General features: G+C 65.0%; 15 protein-coding genes. 7 read left to right on the top strand and 8 right to left on the bottom strand.

From position 1 onward, the window contains the following. Positions 1-4: 4 nt before the first annotated feature. Both AC16JP_RS00980 and AC16JP_RS00975 read right to left on the bottom strand, forming a co-directional pair. Positions 5-403, bottom strand: a complete 399-nt coding sequence (locus tag AC16JP_RS00980; protein ID WP_484338733.1) for a hypothetical protein — start codon at positions 401-403, stop codon at positions 5-7. Further along, positions 400-2,094: a class I adenylate-forming enzyme family protein gene (locus tag AC16JP_RS00975; protein WP_484338732.1), complete on the bottom strand. Its 1,695-nt coding sequence runs from the start codon at positions 2,092-2,094 to the stop codon at positions 400-402. Before AC16JP_RS00975 ends, AC16JP_RS00980 begins: the two co-directional genes overlap by 4 nt. A gap of 155 nt (positions 2,095-2,249) precedes the next feature. On the opposite strand from AC16JP_RS00975, the gene polA reads away from it, so the two are divergent. The 5 genes from polA to pnp all read left to right on the top strand — a co-directional run bounded on the left by polA (position 2,250) and on the right by pnp (position 9,375). Further along, the gene (gene polA, locus AC16JP_RS00970; RefSeq protein ID WP_484338731.1) at positions 2,250-5,045 is read left to right on the top strand and encodes a DNA polymerase I; all 2,796 of its coding nucleotides are present in this window, start codon (positions 2,250-2,252) and stop codon (positions 5,043-5,045) included. Further along, positions 5,042-5,728, top strand: a complete 687-nt coding sequence (locus tag AC16JP_RS00965; RefSeq protein ID WP_484338730.1) for a YbaY family lipoprotein — start codon at positions 5,042-5,044, stop codon at positions 5,726-5,728. The genes polA and AC16JP_RS00965 overlap by 4 nt, the downstream gene beginning before the upstream one ends. After that, on the top strand, positions 5,725-6,618 hold the full coding sequence (gene truB / locus AC16JP_RS00960) for a tRNA pseudouridine(55) synthase TruB (protein WP_484338729.1): 894 nt from the start codon (positions 5,725-5,727) through the stop codon (positions 6,616-6,618). The genes AC16JP_RS00965 and truB overlap by 4 nt, the downstream gene beginning before the upstream one ends. 10 nt (positions 6,619-6,628) lie before the next feature. Then, entirely contained in the window at positions 6,629-6,898 is a 270-nt protein-coding gene (rpsO, locus tag AC16JP_RS00955; RefSeq protein ID WP_484338728.1) for a 30S ribosomal protein S15, read from the top strand. Between the two features lie 185 nt (positions 6,899-7,083). Beyond that, positions 7,084-9,375, top strand: coding sequence for a polyribonucleotide nucleotidyltransferase (gene pnp / locus AC16JP_RS00950; RefSeq protein WP_484338727.1), 2,292 nt, complete (start codon positions 7,084-7,086; stop codon positions 9,373-9,375). Positions 9,376-9,444: 69 nt separating this feature from the next. Here the strand turns inward: pnp and AC16JP_RS00945 are convergent, their stop codons facing one another. Continuing rightward, complete coding sequence (locus AC16JP_RS00945) at positions 9,445-10,308, bottom strand: class I SAM-dependent methyltransferase (protein WP_484338726.1); 864 nt, start codon at positions 10,306-10,308, stop codon at positions 9,445-9,447. 8 nt (positions 10,309-10,316) lie between these two features. After that, a complete protein-coding gene (locus AC16JP_RS00940) occupies positions 10,317-10,784 on the bottom strand; it encodes an Lrp/AsnC family transcriptional regulator (protein WP_484338725.1) in 468 nt (155 codons plus the stop codon). A gap of 145 nt (positions 10,785-10,929) precedes the next feature. Here AC16JP_RS00940 and AC16JP_RS00935 point away from each other — a divergent pair, with 145 nt between their 5' ends. Both AC16JP_RS00935 and AC16JP_RS00930 read left to right on the top strand, forming a co-directional pair. Further along, positions 10,930-11,187 carry a hypothetical protein gene (locus AC16JP_RS00935; RefSeq protein WP_484338724.1) on the top strand — a complete coding sequence of 86 codons (258 nt, stop codon included), beginning with the start codon at positions 10,930-10,932 and terminating at the stop codon, positions 11,185-11,187. 49 nt (positions 11,188-11,236) lie between these two features. After that, positions 11,237-12,103: an alpha/beta fold hydrolase gene (locus AC16JP_RS00930; RefSeq protein ID WP_484338723.1), complete on the top strand. Its 867-nt coding sequence runs from the start codon at positions 11,237-11,239 to the stop codon at positions 12,101-12,103. Between the two features lie 14 nt (positions 12,104-12,117). On the opposite strand, the gene AC16JP_RS00925 is transcribed toward AC16JP_RS00930, so the two are convergent. From AC16JP_RS00925 to AC16JP_RS00910, 4 genes are all read right to left on the bottom strand, one after another. Then, positions 12,118-13,257 carry an acyltransferase family protein gene (locus AC16JP_RS00925; RefSeq protein ID WP_484338722.1) on the bottom strand — a complete coding sequence of 380 codons (1,140 nt, stop codon included), beginning with the start codon at positions 13,255-13,257 and terminating at the stop codon, positions 12,118-12,120. A gap of 84 nt (positions 13,258-13,341) precedes the next feature. Further along, complete coding sequence (locus AC16JP_RS00920) at positions 13,342-14,283, bottom strand: ribose-phosphate pyrophosphokinase (protein WP_484338721.1); 942 nt, start codon at positions 14,281-14,283, stop codon at positions 13,342-13,344. 84 nt (positions 14,284-14,367) lie between these two features. Beyond that, complete coding sequence (locus AC16JP_RS00915) at positions 14,368-15,822, bottom strand: hypothetical protein (RefSeq protein ID WP_484338720.1); 1,455 nt, start codon at positions 15,820-15,822, stop codon at positions 14,368-14,370. 287 nt (positions 15,823-16,109) lie between these two features. Continuing rightward, positions 16,110-17,630 (bottom strand): acyltransferase family protein (locus tag AC16JP_RS00910; protein WP_484338719.1); only part of this gene is annotated, 1,521 nt, incomplete at its 5' end.

Here is a 17,630-nt window from a genome sequence, read left to right as displayed (position 1 = left end):
CGCCTCAGGCGACGCCGACGCGCATCCTGATGCCGATCGCCGCACCCTGGCCGCGCGCCCATTCCGGCGCGTCCTCCAGCAGCAGATCGGCGCGCCAGCCCTCGCCGCCAAGCACCGGCCGTGCCTCGATGTCGGCAGCGGCCGCCTCGATGTGGCGCACCGCCTCCAGCAGATCGGTTGCCTCGCTGCGCAGCAGCAGCAGCATCACCCACGACAATGTAGTGGCCTGATCGGCCAGATGCCGGCCCGACATCTTCGAAACGTCGGGCACCGGGGTCAGCGCCTGCACCAGAACGCGCACCGCCAGCGCTGCGGCGCCATTGCCGTCGCCCAGTTCGGCCGGGTGGCCGGTGGCGGTGCCGATCCGCGCCGCAAGCGCCTGCAATGCAGTTGCAGCAATCATCCCAGCGCCTTCTTCAGTTCACTTTTCATGATCTTGCCGTTGGCGTTGCGAGGCAGCGGCTGGTCGCGCACGAAGATTTCAACCGGCACCTTGAACCGCGCCAGTCGCGCGCCCACGAACGCCTGCAATGCAGCCGGATCGACCGACATGCCGGGTTTCGTCGTCACAAAGGCGACCGGCTCCTCGCCAAGGGTCTGGTGCGGGCGGCCGACCAGCGCCGAATCCATGACCGCCGGGTGCTCGCACAACAGGCTCTCCACCTCGACGCAGTAGATATTCTCGCCGCCCCGGATCAGCATGTCCTTCGCCCGGTCGACGATGGTGATGAAGCCTTCCTCGTCGATGGTGGCCAGATCGCCGGTTTTCACCCAGCCGCCGGGGAAGGTTTCCGCCGTCTCCTTGGGCTTCTGCCAATATCCCTTCACCACATTGGGGCCGAACCCATAGAGTTCGCCGATCTCTCCGGGCGGCAGCACCCGGCCGTCCGGCCCGCGCACTTCGGCGTCACAGACGGCGACCGCCGGGCCGCAGCTTTCGGGCCGGTGCAGATAGTCCTCGGCCATGTGGTGGGTGAAGGTGGCGCTGGTTTCGGTCATGCCCCAGCCGTTCCCCGGCGCCGACCCGGTGGCGCCGATCTGCCGCACCAGCTCGGGCGCCGATGGCGCGCCGCCATAGGCAAGCGTTTCCAGCGACGACAGGTCATAACGGTCGCGGTCGGGGTGGGTGAGGATCTGCCAGGCGATCGTCGGCACCCCGCCGGCCGTGTTGATCTTCTCGCGTTCGATCAGTTGCAGCGCCTCTCCGGCGTCGAAGCGGTGCTGCAACACCAGCTTGCCGCCCGACACCAGCGTCGGGTTCAGCACGGCGTCGCAGCCGGTCGCATGAAAGAACGGCACCGACAACAGCATCGACTTCTGCGGCGCGGCAGGGTCTGGCGCCGGCGGCATTTCCCCCCGGCGAAGGTAACTGCGCGCGATCGAGAAGGCCGAGGAAAAGATGTTGGTGCAGATGTTGCGGTGCGTGCCCAGCGCCCCCTTGGGCTTGCCGGTCGTGCCGCTGGTATAGAAGATCGTCGCGTCGTCCTCCGGCCCGACGAAGGGTTCAGGGGTCGCCACGTCGGGCAGCGCCGCCCATTCGCCGGGATAGCCGATCACCGCCTCCAGCGACCTGTCGCCACCGCGCGACACCAGCACATGGGCAAGGTTGGGCAGCGCCGGCAGATGCGGCTTCACCCGCTCATGGCGTTCCGCGTCGCAGATCAGCACCACCGCGCCCGAATCCGCCAGGCCATATTCCAGTTCCGCACCCGTCCACCAGGCGTTCAGCGGAGTCATGATCGCGCCCAGCAGTTCGCCTGCATAGAAAGCGACCGGCCATTCCGGCAGGTTGCGCATGGCCAGCGCCACCCGGTCACCGCGCTTCACGCCCAGTTCGCGCAGATGCTGCGAAAGCCGGATGGTCGCGCGGGAAAACGCCTCGAACGTAACGCGTTCGTCGTCCAGCACCAGAAACACCCGGTCGCCAAAGTTGCGCCCGATCGCAAAGCAGTGCTGCAACGTCGGCGGCGCATTTTTCCAAGCGCGGGTTGGCCGGCCATCGATCACCACCGTTTCCATTTCCAGCGGTGATCCGGGCGCCGTCAGCAGTTTCGTTGCTTCAGCGATGCTCATCGCCGGCCACGTTGCAGTCATTCCCTACTCCTCCCCCCGCCAGTTCCGGTGGCGGGCCTCATGCCTTCTTTGGCAAACGGCACGCTGGTTTGCCAAGCCCCGACCCGGCCCGGCATCGGCTGCATCGGCATCTGCGGCCTGTGGCGGCCCGGCGCGCGCTGGTCTAGAGAGGCGCAATGGCGCACCCACCCCACCTCACGCTCATCGACGGCTCGGGCTTCATCTTCCGCGCCTATCACCGCCTGCCGCCGCTCACCAACCCGGAGGGGACGCCCGTGGGCGCGCTGTTCGGCTTCACGTCGATGCTGTGGAACCAGATCGAGGCAGCGCGGAAATCGCCCGAGGATGATTATTTCGCCGTCGTGCTGGATGCCGGGCGCCGAAGCTTCCGCAACGATCTCTACCCCGACTACAAGGCGAACCGTCCACCCCCGCCCGAGGATCTGGTGCCGCAGTTCCCGCTGATCCGCGATGCTGTCAGTGCGCTGGGCGTGCCCTGCATCGAGGAGCCAGGCCTCGAGGCCGACGACCTCATCGCCTCCTATGCGGAAGCCGCGCTCGCTGCCGGAATGCAGGTCACGATCATCAGCTCCGACAAGGATCTGATGCAACTGGTGCGGCCCGGCCTGTCGCTCCTCGACACCATGCAGAACCGCCGCTTCCACGAAGCGGACGTCCAGGAAAAATGGGGCGTGCCGCCCGCCCGCCTCGGCGATGTGCTGGCGCTGATGGGCGACAGCATCGACAATGTCCCCGGCGTTCCGGGCGTCGGCCCGAAAACCGCCGCAGAACTCGTCAACCAGTATGGCACGGTCGAGGATGTGCTGGCCGCAACCGGTGAAATCCGCCGCCCGAAACTGCGCGAGAATCTGGAAACTCACGCCGACGCAGCCCGCCTGTCGCGCATCCTCGTCGAACTGAAGCGCGACATCCCGCTCGATCCGCCGCTGCCGGCGCTCCGGCTCAACCACCAGCTCGACGTCGACAGGCTGACGGCGTTTCTCGCGCAGCACGGTTTCCGCACGCTCCTGGCAAAGCTCGGCGCGTCCGGGCAGGCTGCCGCGCAGACGATCGCCAGGCCCCAGGCGCCCGACGCGCCGCCCGCCATGGCGTTCGAACATGATGGCTATGAAACCGTCACCACCGCCGAACGGCTGGGCTGGTGGCTCGACGCCGCCGAGCAGGCGGGCGTTGTCGCCTTCGACACCGAGACGAACTCGCTCGACGCGATACAGGCCGAACTGGTGGGCTTCAGTCTGGCGATCGCGCCGAACAAGGCCTGCTATGTGCCGCTTGGCCACTGCTCGGGCGAAGGGCTGCTGCAGCAACCGGTCGCACAACTGCCGCTGGCGCAGGCTCTCGCTGGCCTCCGGTCGCTACTTGAAAATCCGGCGGTGCTGAAAGTCGGGCAGAACCTGAAATACGACATGCAGGTGATGGCCCGCCACGGCATCGGCATCGGCCCGTTCGACGACACCATGCTGCTTTCCTATGCGCTGGCTGGCGGGATGCACGGCCATGGCATGGACGATCTTTCCGAGCGGCATCTCGGCCACACGCCGATCAGCTATGCGTCGGTTACGGGAACCGGCAAGGCGGCGATCGGTTTCGCGCAGGTGCCGGTCGATCAGGCCACCCGCTACGCCGCCGAGGACGCCGACGTCACGCTGCGGTTGTGGCAGCGGCTCCGCCCCGACCTCTGGCGCAGCAGGGTAACGCGCGCCTACGAATGGTGCGACAGGCCGCTGGTGCCGGTGCTGGCGCGCATGGAGCGGGCGGGCGTGCTGGTCGATCGGGTGGAACTGTCGCGCATGTCGGCAGAATTCGCCACCGCCATGGCCAGCCTCGAAGCACGCGCCCACCGGATCGCGGGCAGGCCGTTCACCCTTGGCAGCCCACGGCAACTGGGCGACATCCTGTTCACCGAAATGGGGGCGACGGGCGGCAAGAAGGGACGCAGCGGCCAATATTCCACCGACGTCACCGAACTCGAACGTCTGGCCGAAGCACAGCCGGGGTCGCCGGTCGCCGAACTCGCAACCGCGCTGCTGGATTGGCGGCAGGTCGCCAAGCTGCGCTCCACCTACACCGAGGCGCTGCAACAGCAGATCAATCCGGAAACCGGCCGCGTCCACACCAGCTTCGCCATGGCCGCCACCTCGACCGGGCGTCTGGCTTCGTCGGACCCGAACCTCCAGAACATCCCGATCCGCACCGACATGGGCCGGCGCATCCGCGATGCGTTCGTCGCGCCGCCCGGCCATGTGCTGCTCTCGGCCGACTACAACCAGATCGAACTCAGGCTGATGGCGCATATGGCCGACGTTCCGGAACTGAAAGCCGCCTACACGACCGGCGAGGACATCCACTGGCTGACGGCGCGGCAGATCTTCGGCCTGCCGGCCGAAACGCCCGTCGATCGCGACCTTCGCGCGCGGGCCAAAACAATCAACTTCTCGATCATCTACGGCATTTCCGCCTTCGGTCTGGCGCAGCGGCTGGCGATCCCGCGCGCCGAAGCTGCCGATTTCATCGAACGCTACCTCGACCATTATTCCGGCATACGCCGCTACATGGCGGAAACGGTGGCCAAGGTCCGCGCCGACGGGTTCGTCACCACGCTGTTCGGCCGCCGTGTGCATGTGCCGATGATCCGGTCGAAGGTGCAGTCGGAACGCGCGGGCGCCGAACGCGCCGCGATCAACGCCCCGGTGCAGGGAACCGCAGCCGACCTGATCAAGCGGGCGATGGTCCGCATGGAACCGGCGCTGGCGGAAGCAGGCTTGACCGGCACGCGGATGCTGCTTCAGGTGCATGACGAACTTGTATTCGAAGTGCCGGATCACGAAATCGAAACCGCAACCAGGGTGATTCGCACCATCATGGAATCCGCCGCCGCCCCGGCGCTCCGGCTCAGCATCCCGCTGGGTGTCGAAGTCGGGACGGGGCCAAACTGGGGAGCAGCCCATTGAAGTCCGCCATTCTCGCCTTCCTGCCTGCCCTGCTGCTGTCGGCTGCCACGTCGCATGCCCAGCCAGCGGCGCAACAGCCGTTGCTGCCGATGGCGCAGGCCAGAAATTACGTCTGCACCGACGGCAATCTGGTGGTGCTCAGCCATGACGCGGCCAGCGGCATCCTGCGCGGCATTCGCGGCGGCGAGGAATTCACCCTGCAGGAACAGGTCGGCCGCAGCAAGGCCAGGCGCTTCGTCAACGATTCCGACACGGTGATCCTTGCCGGCAATGTCGCGCTGCTTCGTCGTGGCAAGGATGTGCGCCAGCGCTGCACCGGCCTGCCCGCCGCGCCGGTCGCCGGCACCGTCTGGGGTACGATCACCAAGCTCGACCGCATGGCACTGGTGCCCGGCACCCGCGCCAAGGTGCTGCTGGTCGATGCCGCCCGCGCCGATGCCCCGGCAATCGAACTCGGCTCGTTCCAGATCACCACTTCAGGCAATCAGGTGCCGCTGTGGTTCGTCATCGACTACGACGCCGAACGCACACGCCACCCGGCATCGCCACGCCTGCAGGCCCGGATTGAAACACCGAAGGGCCAGCTCATGTATATCACCGATACCGCCAACATGATCCCGAACGACGGCACGGCGGCGCCCTCGCCGATCGACCTGCAACTGGTGCGCACCGGCAGCCAATGATGGGGATCGACGGCTGGCTGGTGGTGGACAAGCCCATCGGTCCCACCAGCGCAGCAGTCGTCGGCATGCTGAAGCGCGCCTTGCGCAACGGCGGCCATGGCAAGGTCAAGATCGGCCATGGCGGAACGCTCGACCCGCTGGCATCGGGCGTGCTGCCGATCGCACTGGGCGAGGTCACCAAGCTGACCGGCAGGCTGCTGAACGGACCCAAGGCCTACCGCTTCACCATCGCCTTCGGCACCGCCACCACGACCGACGACGCCGAGGGCGAAGCGATCGCGTCATGCGACGCCCGGCCCGACGCCGCCCGCCTGCAGGCGGCCCTCGGCGCGTTCACCGGCCCGATCCGCCAGCGCCCCCCGGCCTATTCGGCACTCAAAGTCGATGGCCGGCGCGCCTATGCGCTGGCAAGGGCGGGCACCGCCCCCGAACTCGCCGAGCGCGAGGTGACCATCCACGCGCTCGACCTGCGGGAACAGACGGCCGACAGCGCCACGTTCGATGTCCGCTGCTCGAAGGGCACCTATGTCCGCAGCCTCGCCCGCGACATCGCGCTGGCCGCTGGCACCGTCGGCCATGTCGCCATGTTGCGCCGCACGGCGGCCGGTCCGTTCGGGCTCGAACAGGCGGTCGCACTGGACAAATGTCTCGAACTCGTGCAAGGGCCCGCGCCTGAACAGGCCCTGTTGCCGCTGACTGCCGGACTGGACGACATCCCGGCCCTGGCAGTCGACCCGCATGAAGCCCAAGCCTTGCAACAAGGCCGGCGCCTGACGGGGCCCCGCGCGAAACCCGGCCAATATATCGCCACCATCGGGCCTGTTCCGGTGGCGCTGGTCGAGGTTTCCGAACACGACGTGAAGGTCGTGCGGGGATTCAACCTGCTGTAGGAGAACCCTGATGTCGATCACTGCCGAGCGCAAGTCCGCGCTCATCGCCGACAATGCCCGCGCCAGCGGAGACACCGGCAGCCCGGAAGTCCAGGTGGCCATCCTGACCGAGCGCATCCAGAATCTCACCGAGCATTTCAAGACCCACGCCAAGGACAACCATTCGCGTCGCGGTCTGCTGATGCTGGTCAACAAGCGCCGTTCGCTTCTCGACTATCTGAAGCGCAAGGACGAAGCCCGCTACCAGGCACTCATCGCGAAGCTCGGCCTTCGCAAGTAACAGGGCCGACGGGGCGTGCCGGGTGGCGCGCCCCGTCGCCTTATCATCGCCCGCAAATCCATGCGGGCCGAACGCGCGGCGGCGCACCCCTCGCCAAAGGCAGGGAATAAGCACGCACCGGGGCAGATTCGCCCCTATCCGAACCGCCTCTGGCAATTGGCTCAGGGGCATGGAGTATGCATCTGATGTTCAACATTGCCAGACAATCGATCGAATGGGGCGGCCGCACGCTGACCCTCGAAACGGGCAAGGTGGCCCGCCAGGCCGATGGCGCCGTGATGGCGACCTACGGCGAAACCGTGGTGCTGTGCGCAGTCACTGCGGCGAAGTCGGTGAAGGAAGGGCAGGACTTCTTCCCGCTCACCGTTCACTATCAGGAAAAATTCTCGGCGGCCGGCCGCATCCCCGGCGGCTTTTTCAAGCGCGAACGCGGCGCGACCGAGCATGAAACCCTGACCAGCCGCCTGATCGACCGCCCGGTCCGGCCGCTGTTCCCGGAAGGGTTCTACAACGAAATCAACGTGATCGCACAAGTACTCAGCTACGACGGCGACGCCGAGGCCGACATCGTGGCGATGATCGCCGCCTCTGCCGCCCTCACACTGTCGGGCGTGCCCTTCATGGGCCCGATCGCCGGTGCCCGCGTCGGCTTCCACAACGGCGAATACCAGCTCAACCCCTCGAAGGAAGCGCTGAAGGAAGGTCGCCTCGACCTCGTGGTCGCCGGCACCGCCGACGCCGTGATGATGGTCGAATCGGAAGCGCACGAACTTTCCGAAGAGGAAATGCTGGGCGCCGTCATGTTCGCCCACAAGTCGATCCAGCCGGTCATCAAGGCGATCATCGGCCTCGCCGAAAAGGCCGCCAAGGATCCGTGGGAGCTGAAAGCCTCCGACGACGCCGCGATCATCGGCCGCCTGAAAGCCGAAGTCGGCGGCGACATCGACGCCGCCTACCGGATGCTCGGAAAGTCCGACCGCCGCGAGGCGCTCGAAGCCGCCAAGGCCAAGGCCAAGGCACTGTTCGCCGACGAAGACGGCCAGACCCAGATGAAGGCCATCAAGACCTTCAAGAAGCTGGAAGCCGACATCGTTCGCGGCGCGATCCTGAAGGAAGGCCGCCGCATCGACGGCCGCGACACCAAAACCGTCCGCCCGATCCTGTCGGAAGTCGGCTTCCTGCCGCGCACCCACGGTTCGGCGCTGTTCACCCGTGGCGAAACCCAGGCGATCGTCAGCACCACGCTCGGCACCGCCGACGCCGAACAGATGATCGACGGTCTCGACGGCCTGAAATACGAACGCTTCATGCTGCACTACAACTTCCCGCCCTACTCGGTCGGTGAAGTGGGCCGCTTCGGCGCGCCGGGCCGCCGCGAAATCGGCCACGGCAAGCTGGCATGGCGGGCGATCCACCCGATGCTGCCGACGAAGGAGGAATTCCCCTACACGGTCCGCCTTCTGTCCGACATCACGGAATCGAACGGCTCGTCGTCGATGGCCACCGTCTGCGGTTCGTCGCTGGCGCTGATGGATGCGGGCGTGCCGCTGAAGCGGCCGGTCGCCGGTATCGCCATGGGCCTGATCCTCGAAGGCAAGGACTACGCGATCCTGTCCGACATCCTCGGCGACGAGGACCATCTGGGCGACATGGACTTCAAGGTCGCCGGCACCGCCGACGGCATCACCAGCCTGCAGATGGACATCAAGATCGCCGGCATCACCGAAGAGATCATGCGCCACGCGCTGGCACAGGCGAAGGACGGCCGCGCGCACATCCTCGGCGAAATGGCGAAGGCCATCACCGAGACGCGCACGGAAATGTCGGCGCACGCCCCGCGCATCGAAACCATGTCGGTGCCCAAGGACAAGATCCGCGACATCATCGGCACGGGCGGCAAGGTCATCCGCGAAATCGTCGCGACGACCGGCGCCAAGGTCGACATCGAGGACGACGGCACCGTCAAGATCGCCAGCTCCGACCTCGACAAGATCGAGGCCGCGCGCCAGTGGATCATCGGCATCATCGCCGAGCCTGAAATCGGCCGCATCTACAGCGGCAAGGTGGTCGGCATGCCCGACTTCGGCGCCTTCGTGAACTTCCTCGGTGCCAAAGACGGCCTCGTCCACATCTCGGAAATCCGCAACGAACGCGTCGCCAAGGTCTCCGACGTGCTGACCGAAGGCCAGCAGGTCAAGGTCAAGGTGATCGGCGTCGACGATCGCGGCAAGGTGAAGCTGTCGATGCGCCTCGTCGATCAGGAAACCGGCGAAGAACTGGCCGACACCCGCCCGCCGAGGGAACCGCGCGAAGGCGGCGACCGCCCGCGCCGCGACGGCGACCGGGGCGGCGACCGGGGTGGTCGTGGCGATCGCAACGGCAACCGTGGCCCGCGCCGCGACCGTGGCGAGCGTCGCCCGGAAGGCGGCGAATCGGATGCCGGCCTGCCGTCGTTCCTGACCGGCAACGACGACTGAGCAACCGCCAGCAAAACGGAAAAGGGGGCCATGCGGCCCCCTTTTTTGTGCCCGCCTGAAAGCAGCACGTCAGCGAACGCGCGCTTCCACCAGCCAGACCGCGCCTTCCATCATCACGCCATCGGGCGTCAGATGCCGGCGATAGAGATCGACAAGGTCGGCCCGCGCCGCCCGTTGCGCCGCCTGTGGCGCAGCCGCCAGCACGTCGCCGATCGCCAGCGACCCCAGCACGAAATCACAGGCGGCTTCCGGCGTCGCGTCCTGCCCACCCTGCAACATCCGGGTCGTCAGCATCTGCCGGCGCACATCGACGAACCCGGCCTCGGCCAGCACGGCATCCAGATAGTCGGTGTCGGCAAGCTGGAACGGCCCCGGCGCCAGCCGGTCCTGTTTGGGCAGCTCGACATGGGCCGAGACGACGCGGCGCATCTCCATCATCCACGGATTGAGCCTGGGGTCGGCCCAGACCGCGATATCCATCCGCCCCCCGGCGCGCAGCAGGCCGGCCAGATGCCGGAACGCCGCCTTTGGATCGGCAAAGAACATCACCCCGAACCGCGAAAACAGCCGATCGAACGGCGCGCCTTCCGGCACCACCGTCGATGCATCGCCGCATTGAAAGCGCAATTGCGGCCGATCCGCGCCGCGCCGTCCGGCCTCGGCCACCAGCGCCGGCGAAATATCGAGGCCGACCACCAGCCCGGTCGGCCCCACCGCATCGGCCGCCTTTCGGCTGGTCCAGCCGCCGCCCGATCCGATCTCCAGCACCCGTTCGCCCGGCTGGAAGGCGGCGGCCGCCAGCAATGCCTCGCCTACGGGGCGGACCATTTCCTCCATCACGTCGACGTTGCGGCACCAGCGGTCGCCCCGATCGCCCGCCCAGTCGTCCAGCACTGCTTCCTGATCGTTCGCCATACCCTCTACCTCGCTCACCTTTGGCCTCAGTCGCCGCCCGCCGGGATCGGCACTGCCGTCGTCGCCTTGATCTCGGAAAGCGCGACCGTCGAGGTTATCTCCTGAATTCCCGGCACGCGCGAGAGCCGTTCGAAGAAAAACCGCTCATAGCTTTCCACATCGGGGGCGACGATCCGCAGCAGGAAATCCACCGGCCCCATCAGCACCCAGCACTCCAGCACTTCGGGAAAGCGGCGGATTTCGGCGGAAAAGGCGTCCAGTTGCTGCCGCCCCTGCGCCGAAAGCTTCACCTGCGCAAAGATCTGCGTTTTCAACCCCACCTTGGCGCGATCGACCAGTGCCACCTCGGCGCGGATGATGCCGTCCGCCTTCAGCCGCTGCACCCGGCGCCAGCACGGCGACTGCGATAGCCCCACCCGTTCGGCAAGCTGGGCCAGCGAGAGCGAGCAGTCTTCCTGCAACAACGCAAGAATACGTCTGTCCCATGTGTCCATACGGTATATCCATCCTTCATTTTATCCTTATGACAAAGGATTTTGCACAGATACAGCAGAATCAGCAAAAGAAAGGAAGAAATTTGCCCGCCGTCGCGGCTACACCCGCTTCCATCACCACCACCGGTCACGAAAGCCCCAGAATATGCGTAATCAGGCAAGCTATCAGGCCACCGCCGAACCGGGACCGGGCATGCTGATTCGCATCCTCAACCTGTTCGCCCTGCGCGACCATGTGCCCTGCCGTGTGCGCAGCCGCACATTGGGCGGCGCCCTGCACGTAGAAGTCGATGTTCCCGCACTGAGCGACCACGAAGCCGAACAGATCGCGCGCGCCATGCGCGGCTTGGTCGGCGTCAGCCAGGTCCGGCTCGAACAGATGTGCTGGGCATCCGCCGCCTGAACGAAATTGCGGGTGGACAGCGCCGCCCGCGCAGCGCAATTGCCCACCCATGCAGCAGACACCTTCCTCGCGCAGCTATATTTCGCAGCGGCTGAAGCTTCATTATGCCGAATGGGGCAACCCCGATGCACCGCCGCTGCTGCTGCTGCACGGCGGCCGCGACCATTGCCGCAACTGGGACTGGACGGCCCACGCCCTGAAGGACCGCTGGCGCATCCTGACGCCCGACTGGCGCGGCCACGGCGACAGCCAGTGGTCGGCCGACGGCGAATACAAGCTGATGAACTATGTCTATGATCTGGCACAGCTCATCCATCAGGAACGTCTGGCGCCTGTCACCATCGTCGCACATTCGATGGGGGGCGCCATCGCCCTGCGCTACGCCGGGCTCTACCCTGACAGCGTACGCCGGCTGGTCGCGATCGAGGGGCTTGGCCCAAGCCCGAAGATGCTGGCCGAACGCGAAGCGCGCGATTTCGCGGAACGCACACGCGAATGGATCGGAAAAAAGCGCGCCGCCGCCGGGCGCACACCCCGCCGCTATCCGACGCTCGAAGATGCGTTGCAGCGCATGATCGAGGAAAACCGCCACCTCTCCGAGGAACAGGCGCGCCACCTGACGGTGCACGGCGTCAACCGCAACGAGGACGGCAGCTACACCTGGAAGTTCGACCCCTATCTGAACATCTGGGGCGACAGCGACATGCCGCAGCAGCAGATCGAGGTGCTGTGGTCGCGCATCACCGCCCCGACGTTGCTGATGTATGGCGAAAACAGTTGGGCATCGAACCCCGCCGACGACGGCCGCATCCGCCATTTCTCCAACGCGAAGGTCAGCCTGTTCGACCACGCCGGGCACTGGCTGCACCACGACCGGTTCGACCGCTTCCTCGCTGAGCTAGAGGCGTTTCTCTAGACCTGAAGCGTTTCCTAGGCGGTCCGCGCGGCCGAGCGTTTCACCCACGCCACCGCCAGCCGTTTCCCCAGCACCTGCCCCGGTTTCTCGACGAAGCGATAGGTAAGCCCGGCGACGATCCAGATCGCCACCAGCGCGATCGCCGTGCGGATTTCCGGGAAGAAGGGGATCTGAGAATAATCCAGCCCCAGATGCCGCTCTCCGAAGGTCAGAACGTTGCGGAACCGGCCGATCACCAACTGGTGCATCAGGTAGATCGAATAGGAAAGCAGCCCGGCGCGCAGGAAAAACGGTTGCCGCAGGAGCCGGGAAACCGGCCCGACCTCCTGCGAATAGACGACGACCGTCAGCAGGAACAGCAGCGGCGCCAGAAACGAGATCGGCGAAAGCCGGAACTCGGCGACGAACCACACGATCACCAGCAGCAGCAGAACTTCGGCGCCGGCCAGCAGCCCGCCGTTCCGTGCCAGCCAGTCGGCGATCCGATGCCGCGACAGCGCAAACAGCGACCCCAGCCCGAACCCGTAAAAGCAGCGGAACAGGCCATGGTCGGCCATCACCCGCAGATGGTCGTGGTTGCTGACCAGCACATAGGCGCCCAGCGCCGAAAGCGCCGCCATCCCCCAGCCCAGATAGCCGCGCGCCGCCAGCAGCAGCGCCAGCAGCCCGAACGCGACATAGGTCCACCATTCGGCGGATATGCTCCAGCTCGGCATGTTCCAACTGGTCTGGTGGTCCATGCCGAAGCTGTTCATCATCAGCAGCGTGCGGACGAAATCCTCGGCGTTGCGGCCGGAAACCGTGCCCATCGGGGTTCCGGGCGGCTGCGTCGCCATCAGCGCCAGCTCCAGCACCAGATAACAGAGCAGCGCGAACAGGTGCAGCGGGAACAGCCGGAAAAACCGCCGGATCAGGAAATTGCCGAACGACAGCCCGTCGCGGATGCGGTCGGCGTAGTTCCAGGTGATCACGAAACCCGACAGCACGAAAAAGAAGTCGACGAACATATAGCCGCCGCGCGCAAACAACAGGTTGGACAGAAAATTGCCGTTCTTCAGGTGATAGAATACCACGATCAGCGCCGATACGCCGCGCAGACTGTCCAGCACGAGGAAATGCTGCACCCCCGGCGTGGACGCTTGCGCGTTCGCCATTGTCAGCCGACCCCCCGGCGTCCGTTAATCGGCACGATCAAGCCCCTGTAACTGAATGCTCCCCTGTGTACGCACACTCCCCCATCAATCGAACAGCGATGAAACCGAGGTCTCGTCAGAAATACGCCGGATCGCCTCTCCCAGCAACGGTGCGATGCTCAGATGGCGGATTTTCCGCGCCCCTTCCAGCGCCGGCACTGCGCCGATCGAATCGGTGATCACCAGTTCCTTCAGCGCCGATCCCTCGACGCGGGCGATCGCCCCGCCTGACAGCACCCCGTGCGTCACATAGGCGACGACGCCCGCCGCACCGGCATCCATCAGCGCCTGCGCCGCATTGCACAGGGTTCCCGCCGAATCGACGATATCGTCGATCAGCACGCAGAAGCGGCCATGCACATCGCCGATGATGTTCATCACTTCCGATTCGCCCGCGCGTTCGCGGCGCTTGTCGACGATCGCCAGCGGCGCATTCCCCAGCCGCTTTGCCAGCGCACGCGCGCGCACCACCCCGCCGACATCCGGCGACACCACCGTCAGCCGCGTCGTGTCGGCCGGATATCGGGCCTGCACATCCGCCGACATCACCGGCGCTGCATAAAGATTATCGACCGGCAGATCGAAAAAGCCCTGGATCTGCCCGGCGTGCAAGTCGATCGACAGCACCCGCGACGCCCCCGCCGTGGTGATCAGGTTCGCCACCAGCTTCGCCGAAATCGGCGTGCGCGGGCCGGGTTTGCGATCCTGCCGGGCATAGCCGAAATAGGGGATGACGGCGGTGATCCGCCGCGCGCTCGACCGCCGCAGCGCGTCGATGCAGATCAGCAGCTCCATCAGATTGTCGTTGGCGGGCGCCGACGTCGATTGCAGCACGAACACGTCCTCGCCACGGACATTTTCATGGATCTCGACAAAGATTTCCTCGTCGGCAAAGCGCCGCACGGCCGCCTGCGTAAGCGGAATCTCAAGGTAGGCCGCGACGTCCCGGGCAAGCCCCGGATTGCTGTTGCCGGCAAGCAGTTTCATTGGCGCTCCCTGAGTCAGTTGAGAGCCCGGTAGCCTACCCAAACCGGTTCGGCAATCATAGCGCTGCCGCGCCAGGCGGCTGTGTCAGCGGAAGGGGCGGATGATGCGGCGCATCTTCGTCGGCATCATGTCTTTCAACTCCTGCCTCCAGTAGATCAGGCGATCGATCCCCGTCACCTCGTTGACAGGGGCATGCAGCAACTCCGGCCACAGCAACGAAACAAAATCCCGGAAGAAACCGTTACGAAGCCGATAGTCGTTGGGCAGGCCGAGTATGGATTCATAGATGCCGACGCCTACGAACGGGTATATGGTGGGGCGGTCCAGCATATGGCCGTAAATGGACGAGGAGGCCCAGTTGCTGTGGATCTGCTCGATCTTGGCCAGGTCCAGCGCGAAGACGCGATCGCACGACGAAGGGAGGCCTGCCAACCAGCGCTCCGCTGCTGCGTGCACGCGCGGCACATCCGGGATGCGGATCATGTAGAGCAACCGCTCGACAGGTAGGGTCTTGTGACCAAGGTCTTCAGCATCCCACGTCGTCGCGCGACTCAGTTCGGCGCAGGTGCCACCGATCTGCTGCAAGCCGCGATCATTTTCCACGACGCAGTCCGTCATTCGCGCGACATTCTCGAAGATGGTGTAACCGGTGCGATTGAGCCAATCCTCGATAGACTGGTGTGAGCTTGTGGTGAGCGGAATCTTGCGATGTGCAATACCTGCCGCCCCAGCAACACGGGCAGCCATCGCCCCCTCCCGGTCGCCGGGACTGACGAAAGTTTGCGTTTCCAGCCGATCGCGCACGTTACGGCAGGCTGCCAGCGTCATGCGCGAATCATTGCCCCCACTGAGGTTCAGCACCCCCTCGCCAGCCGACATCACAGCCTCGGTGTTGCGGCAGACGCGGTTTGCTATGTCGGCGACGAGAGGTTGCGTTTCCAACGGTCGATTGCGGTCGAGCACTGCAAATGACGGCTCCGGCCAAACGCGCTGTGTGCTGAAGGTTGAAAGATGTAGGCGATGATTGGGGTGAAGCCGTTCCAGCCCACGTCGCGCGGTTAGGCCGAAGGGCAAGAAGCCTCGAGATTTTGGAAAATTGAAGATTTCATGTACTTCGGCATCATCTTCAAAATCTGCGAATGTTCGTGCTGTCGTCGAGGTGGATGCTATCAGCCCACGCTCCGCCGAGAAGACCGCTGTCAGAGCGCCTGCAATATTCAACTGAAAGAATCGCCCGTCTGCATTATCTCGTAACACTACGAAGGCGCCACCGGCCTCGTCTAGCAGGACGTCAAGCTGGTCTTCCGAAATGGTAAGATTGGCGTCCTTCGTATAATAAACGCCATCCAAGATAACGTAGCCGAGAATCGCTGCGATTTTACGCCCTTGTGGAGTGCTAATGCGAACACATGGCAAACTTGGATGAGCGTAGAGGTGCATCCCAATGAGATCATGCACAATTTTTGCATTCTTTGGACGCACCCGCGCTGGCTCAGATAGTAGACACCATTGCTTTGGAGGAATTTGATAATCACGCATACAACGCACCTAACAATTACGCATTACTGGTGTTGCTATACTACATTTTTCCCACTGCCGGAAGGCGGATCAAACGTAGTAAATTTGCATGCATATTTCGTACGCGCCGCATCAGACGTCATACCATCGGGCAAACCAGCCCATTAACAAGTTGCAACAAAGGAGGCCGGCTGACAACAACCCCCACGCATCCGAACGCTTGGCAGATATTTTTTACGGATTGCAAAACCGATCACTGCAATTGAAATGAAATCGGCACAATTGCAGAAGCAGAAACTAACAGTTCGTCAGGCGCTCCCTTTGTCCATTCGCCGATCTGCGCGGGCCATGCCAAGCCCTTTCGCCCACAGGATCGTGCGCGACCAGAGCGCATCGAACAGCAGGCCGCCGGCCACGCTGCCAACCAGCATCACCGGAATTGCAAGCATCGGCCGGTCGCCAAGGTGCAGCACGAAATGCACGACATGATGCAGCGGCACATGCACGACATAGATGAAATAGCTGGCAGCGGCGATCCGCAGGACCGGCCCGGCCAGCCGCGCCGGCACCGGCACCCGATCGACGAACAGCAGCGGCGCCAGCGACGCAGCCAGCCACCACGGCCGCGAACTGAGGCTGCCGTAATCCCAGAACGCGATCGCAAACCCCAGCACCACAACCGTCAGGCGCAACGCCCGTCCGCGCGCCACCAGTGCCAGAAAGCCCAATGCATACAGCCAGAACTGGGCGTCGATCGTCAGCGAAATGGCGTTGAAATCATCGAACAGAAAACGCGGCACCAGCAGTTTCATCGCCATCGCGAACGCCAGCAGGAACAGCCCCATCACTGCCGGCCGCGCCGCCGAAAGGCGCCGTATCTGTGGAACCGCATACAGCAGCGCCATCAGCAGCAGTGCGTGAAACACCGTCTCGATGAACCAGAAGGCGAACAGCGGCCCCCGATCCTGCACCGTGAACACGCTGACCAGCGCGAACCAGCCCCAGCTTTTCTGCGCGCTGGAAACCAGCAGCAGCGGCACCATCAGCAGATAATAGGGCAGGATCACCCGCTCCAGCGCGCCACGCACCGCCGGCCACCAGTGGCCGCGCTCGAAGGCGGTACGCTGGAACCGGGCGAAATTATATCCCGCCAGCAGCATCAGGATGCCGGCGCCGCCGCGCAGAAACTCGGTGTCCTCAGGGGCGGCGTGGCCGGTCATCACCAGCGTCAGCGCGACCAGCCGCAACACCGTCTCGGTGCCGAGCTTCGTCATCGTCCCCGATGGTTCCTGCCGCCCTTCGCCACGGTCCAGCTCGATCAAGGCCGAAACCGGCATTTCCTCCCAGCCGGGCGGCAGCGATCCAAGCGCCTTTTCAAGAGCGATCGTCACGTTCACATAGGCAAGGCTGTCGCCGCCAAGCGACTGGAAGCTTTCTTCCGGCGGCAGTTGCGGCGCGTTGAAGGCACGGCGAAACCCGGCCAGAATCGGATGCACGCCGGCCGACAGTGCCGCTGCACGTTCGTCGGCGGCCGCTTCGCCCAGCTTGCGGATCGCCCCATAATCGACCTTGCCGCTGGAAAGCCGTGGCGCATCACCGACGACGACGCTCAGCGATGCCTCAGGGATGCCCGCCCGCGTTGCAACCAGCGCAGCAACCTTGTCCCGCACGGCCTGCGTGCCGGTAGGCAGCAGCACCACCAGCAGCCGGTCGGAACCAGTGACCACTGCCTCATGGCCCTCGCCGCGCAGCAGAGCCTCCACGTCGTCATAGCCGATGCGCAACCCGGCGATCTTGGCGAAACGGCTTGCCCGGCCGACGATCCGATA

The sequence above is a fragment of the Sandaracinobacteroides sp. genome, assembly GCF_057137845.1.
This window is presented reverse-complemented; position numbering and strand designations above follow the sequence as displayed.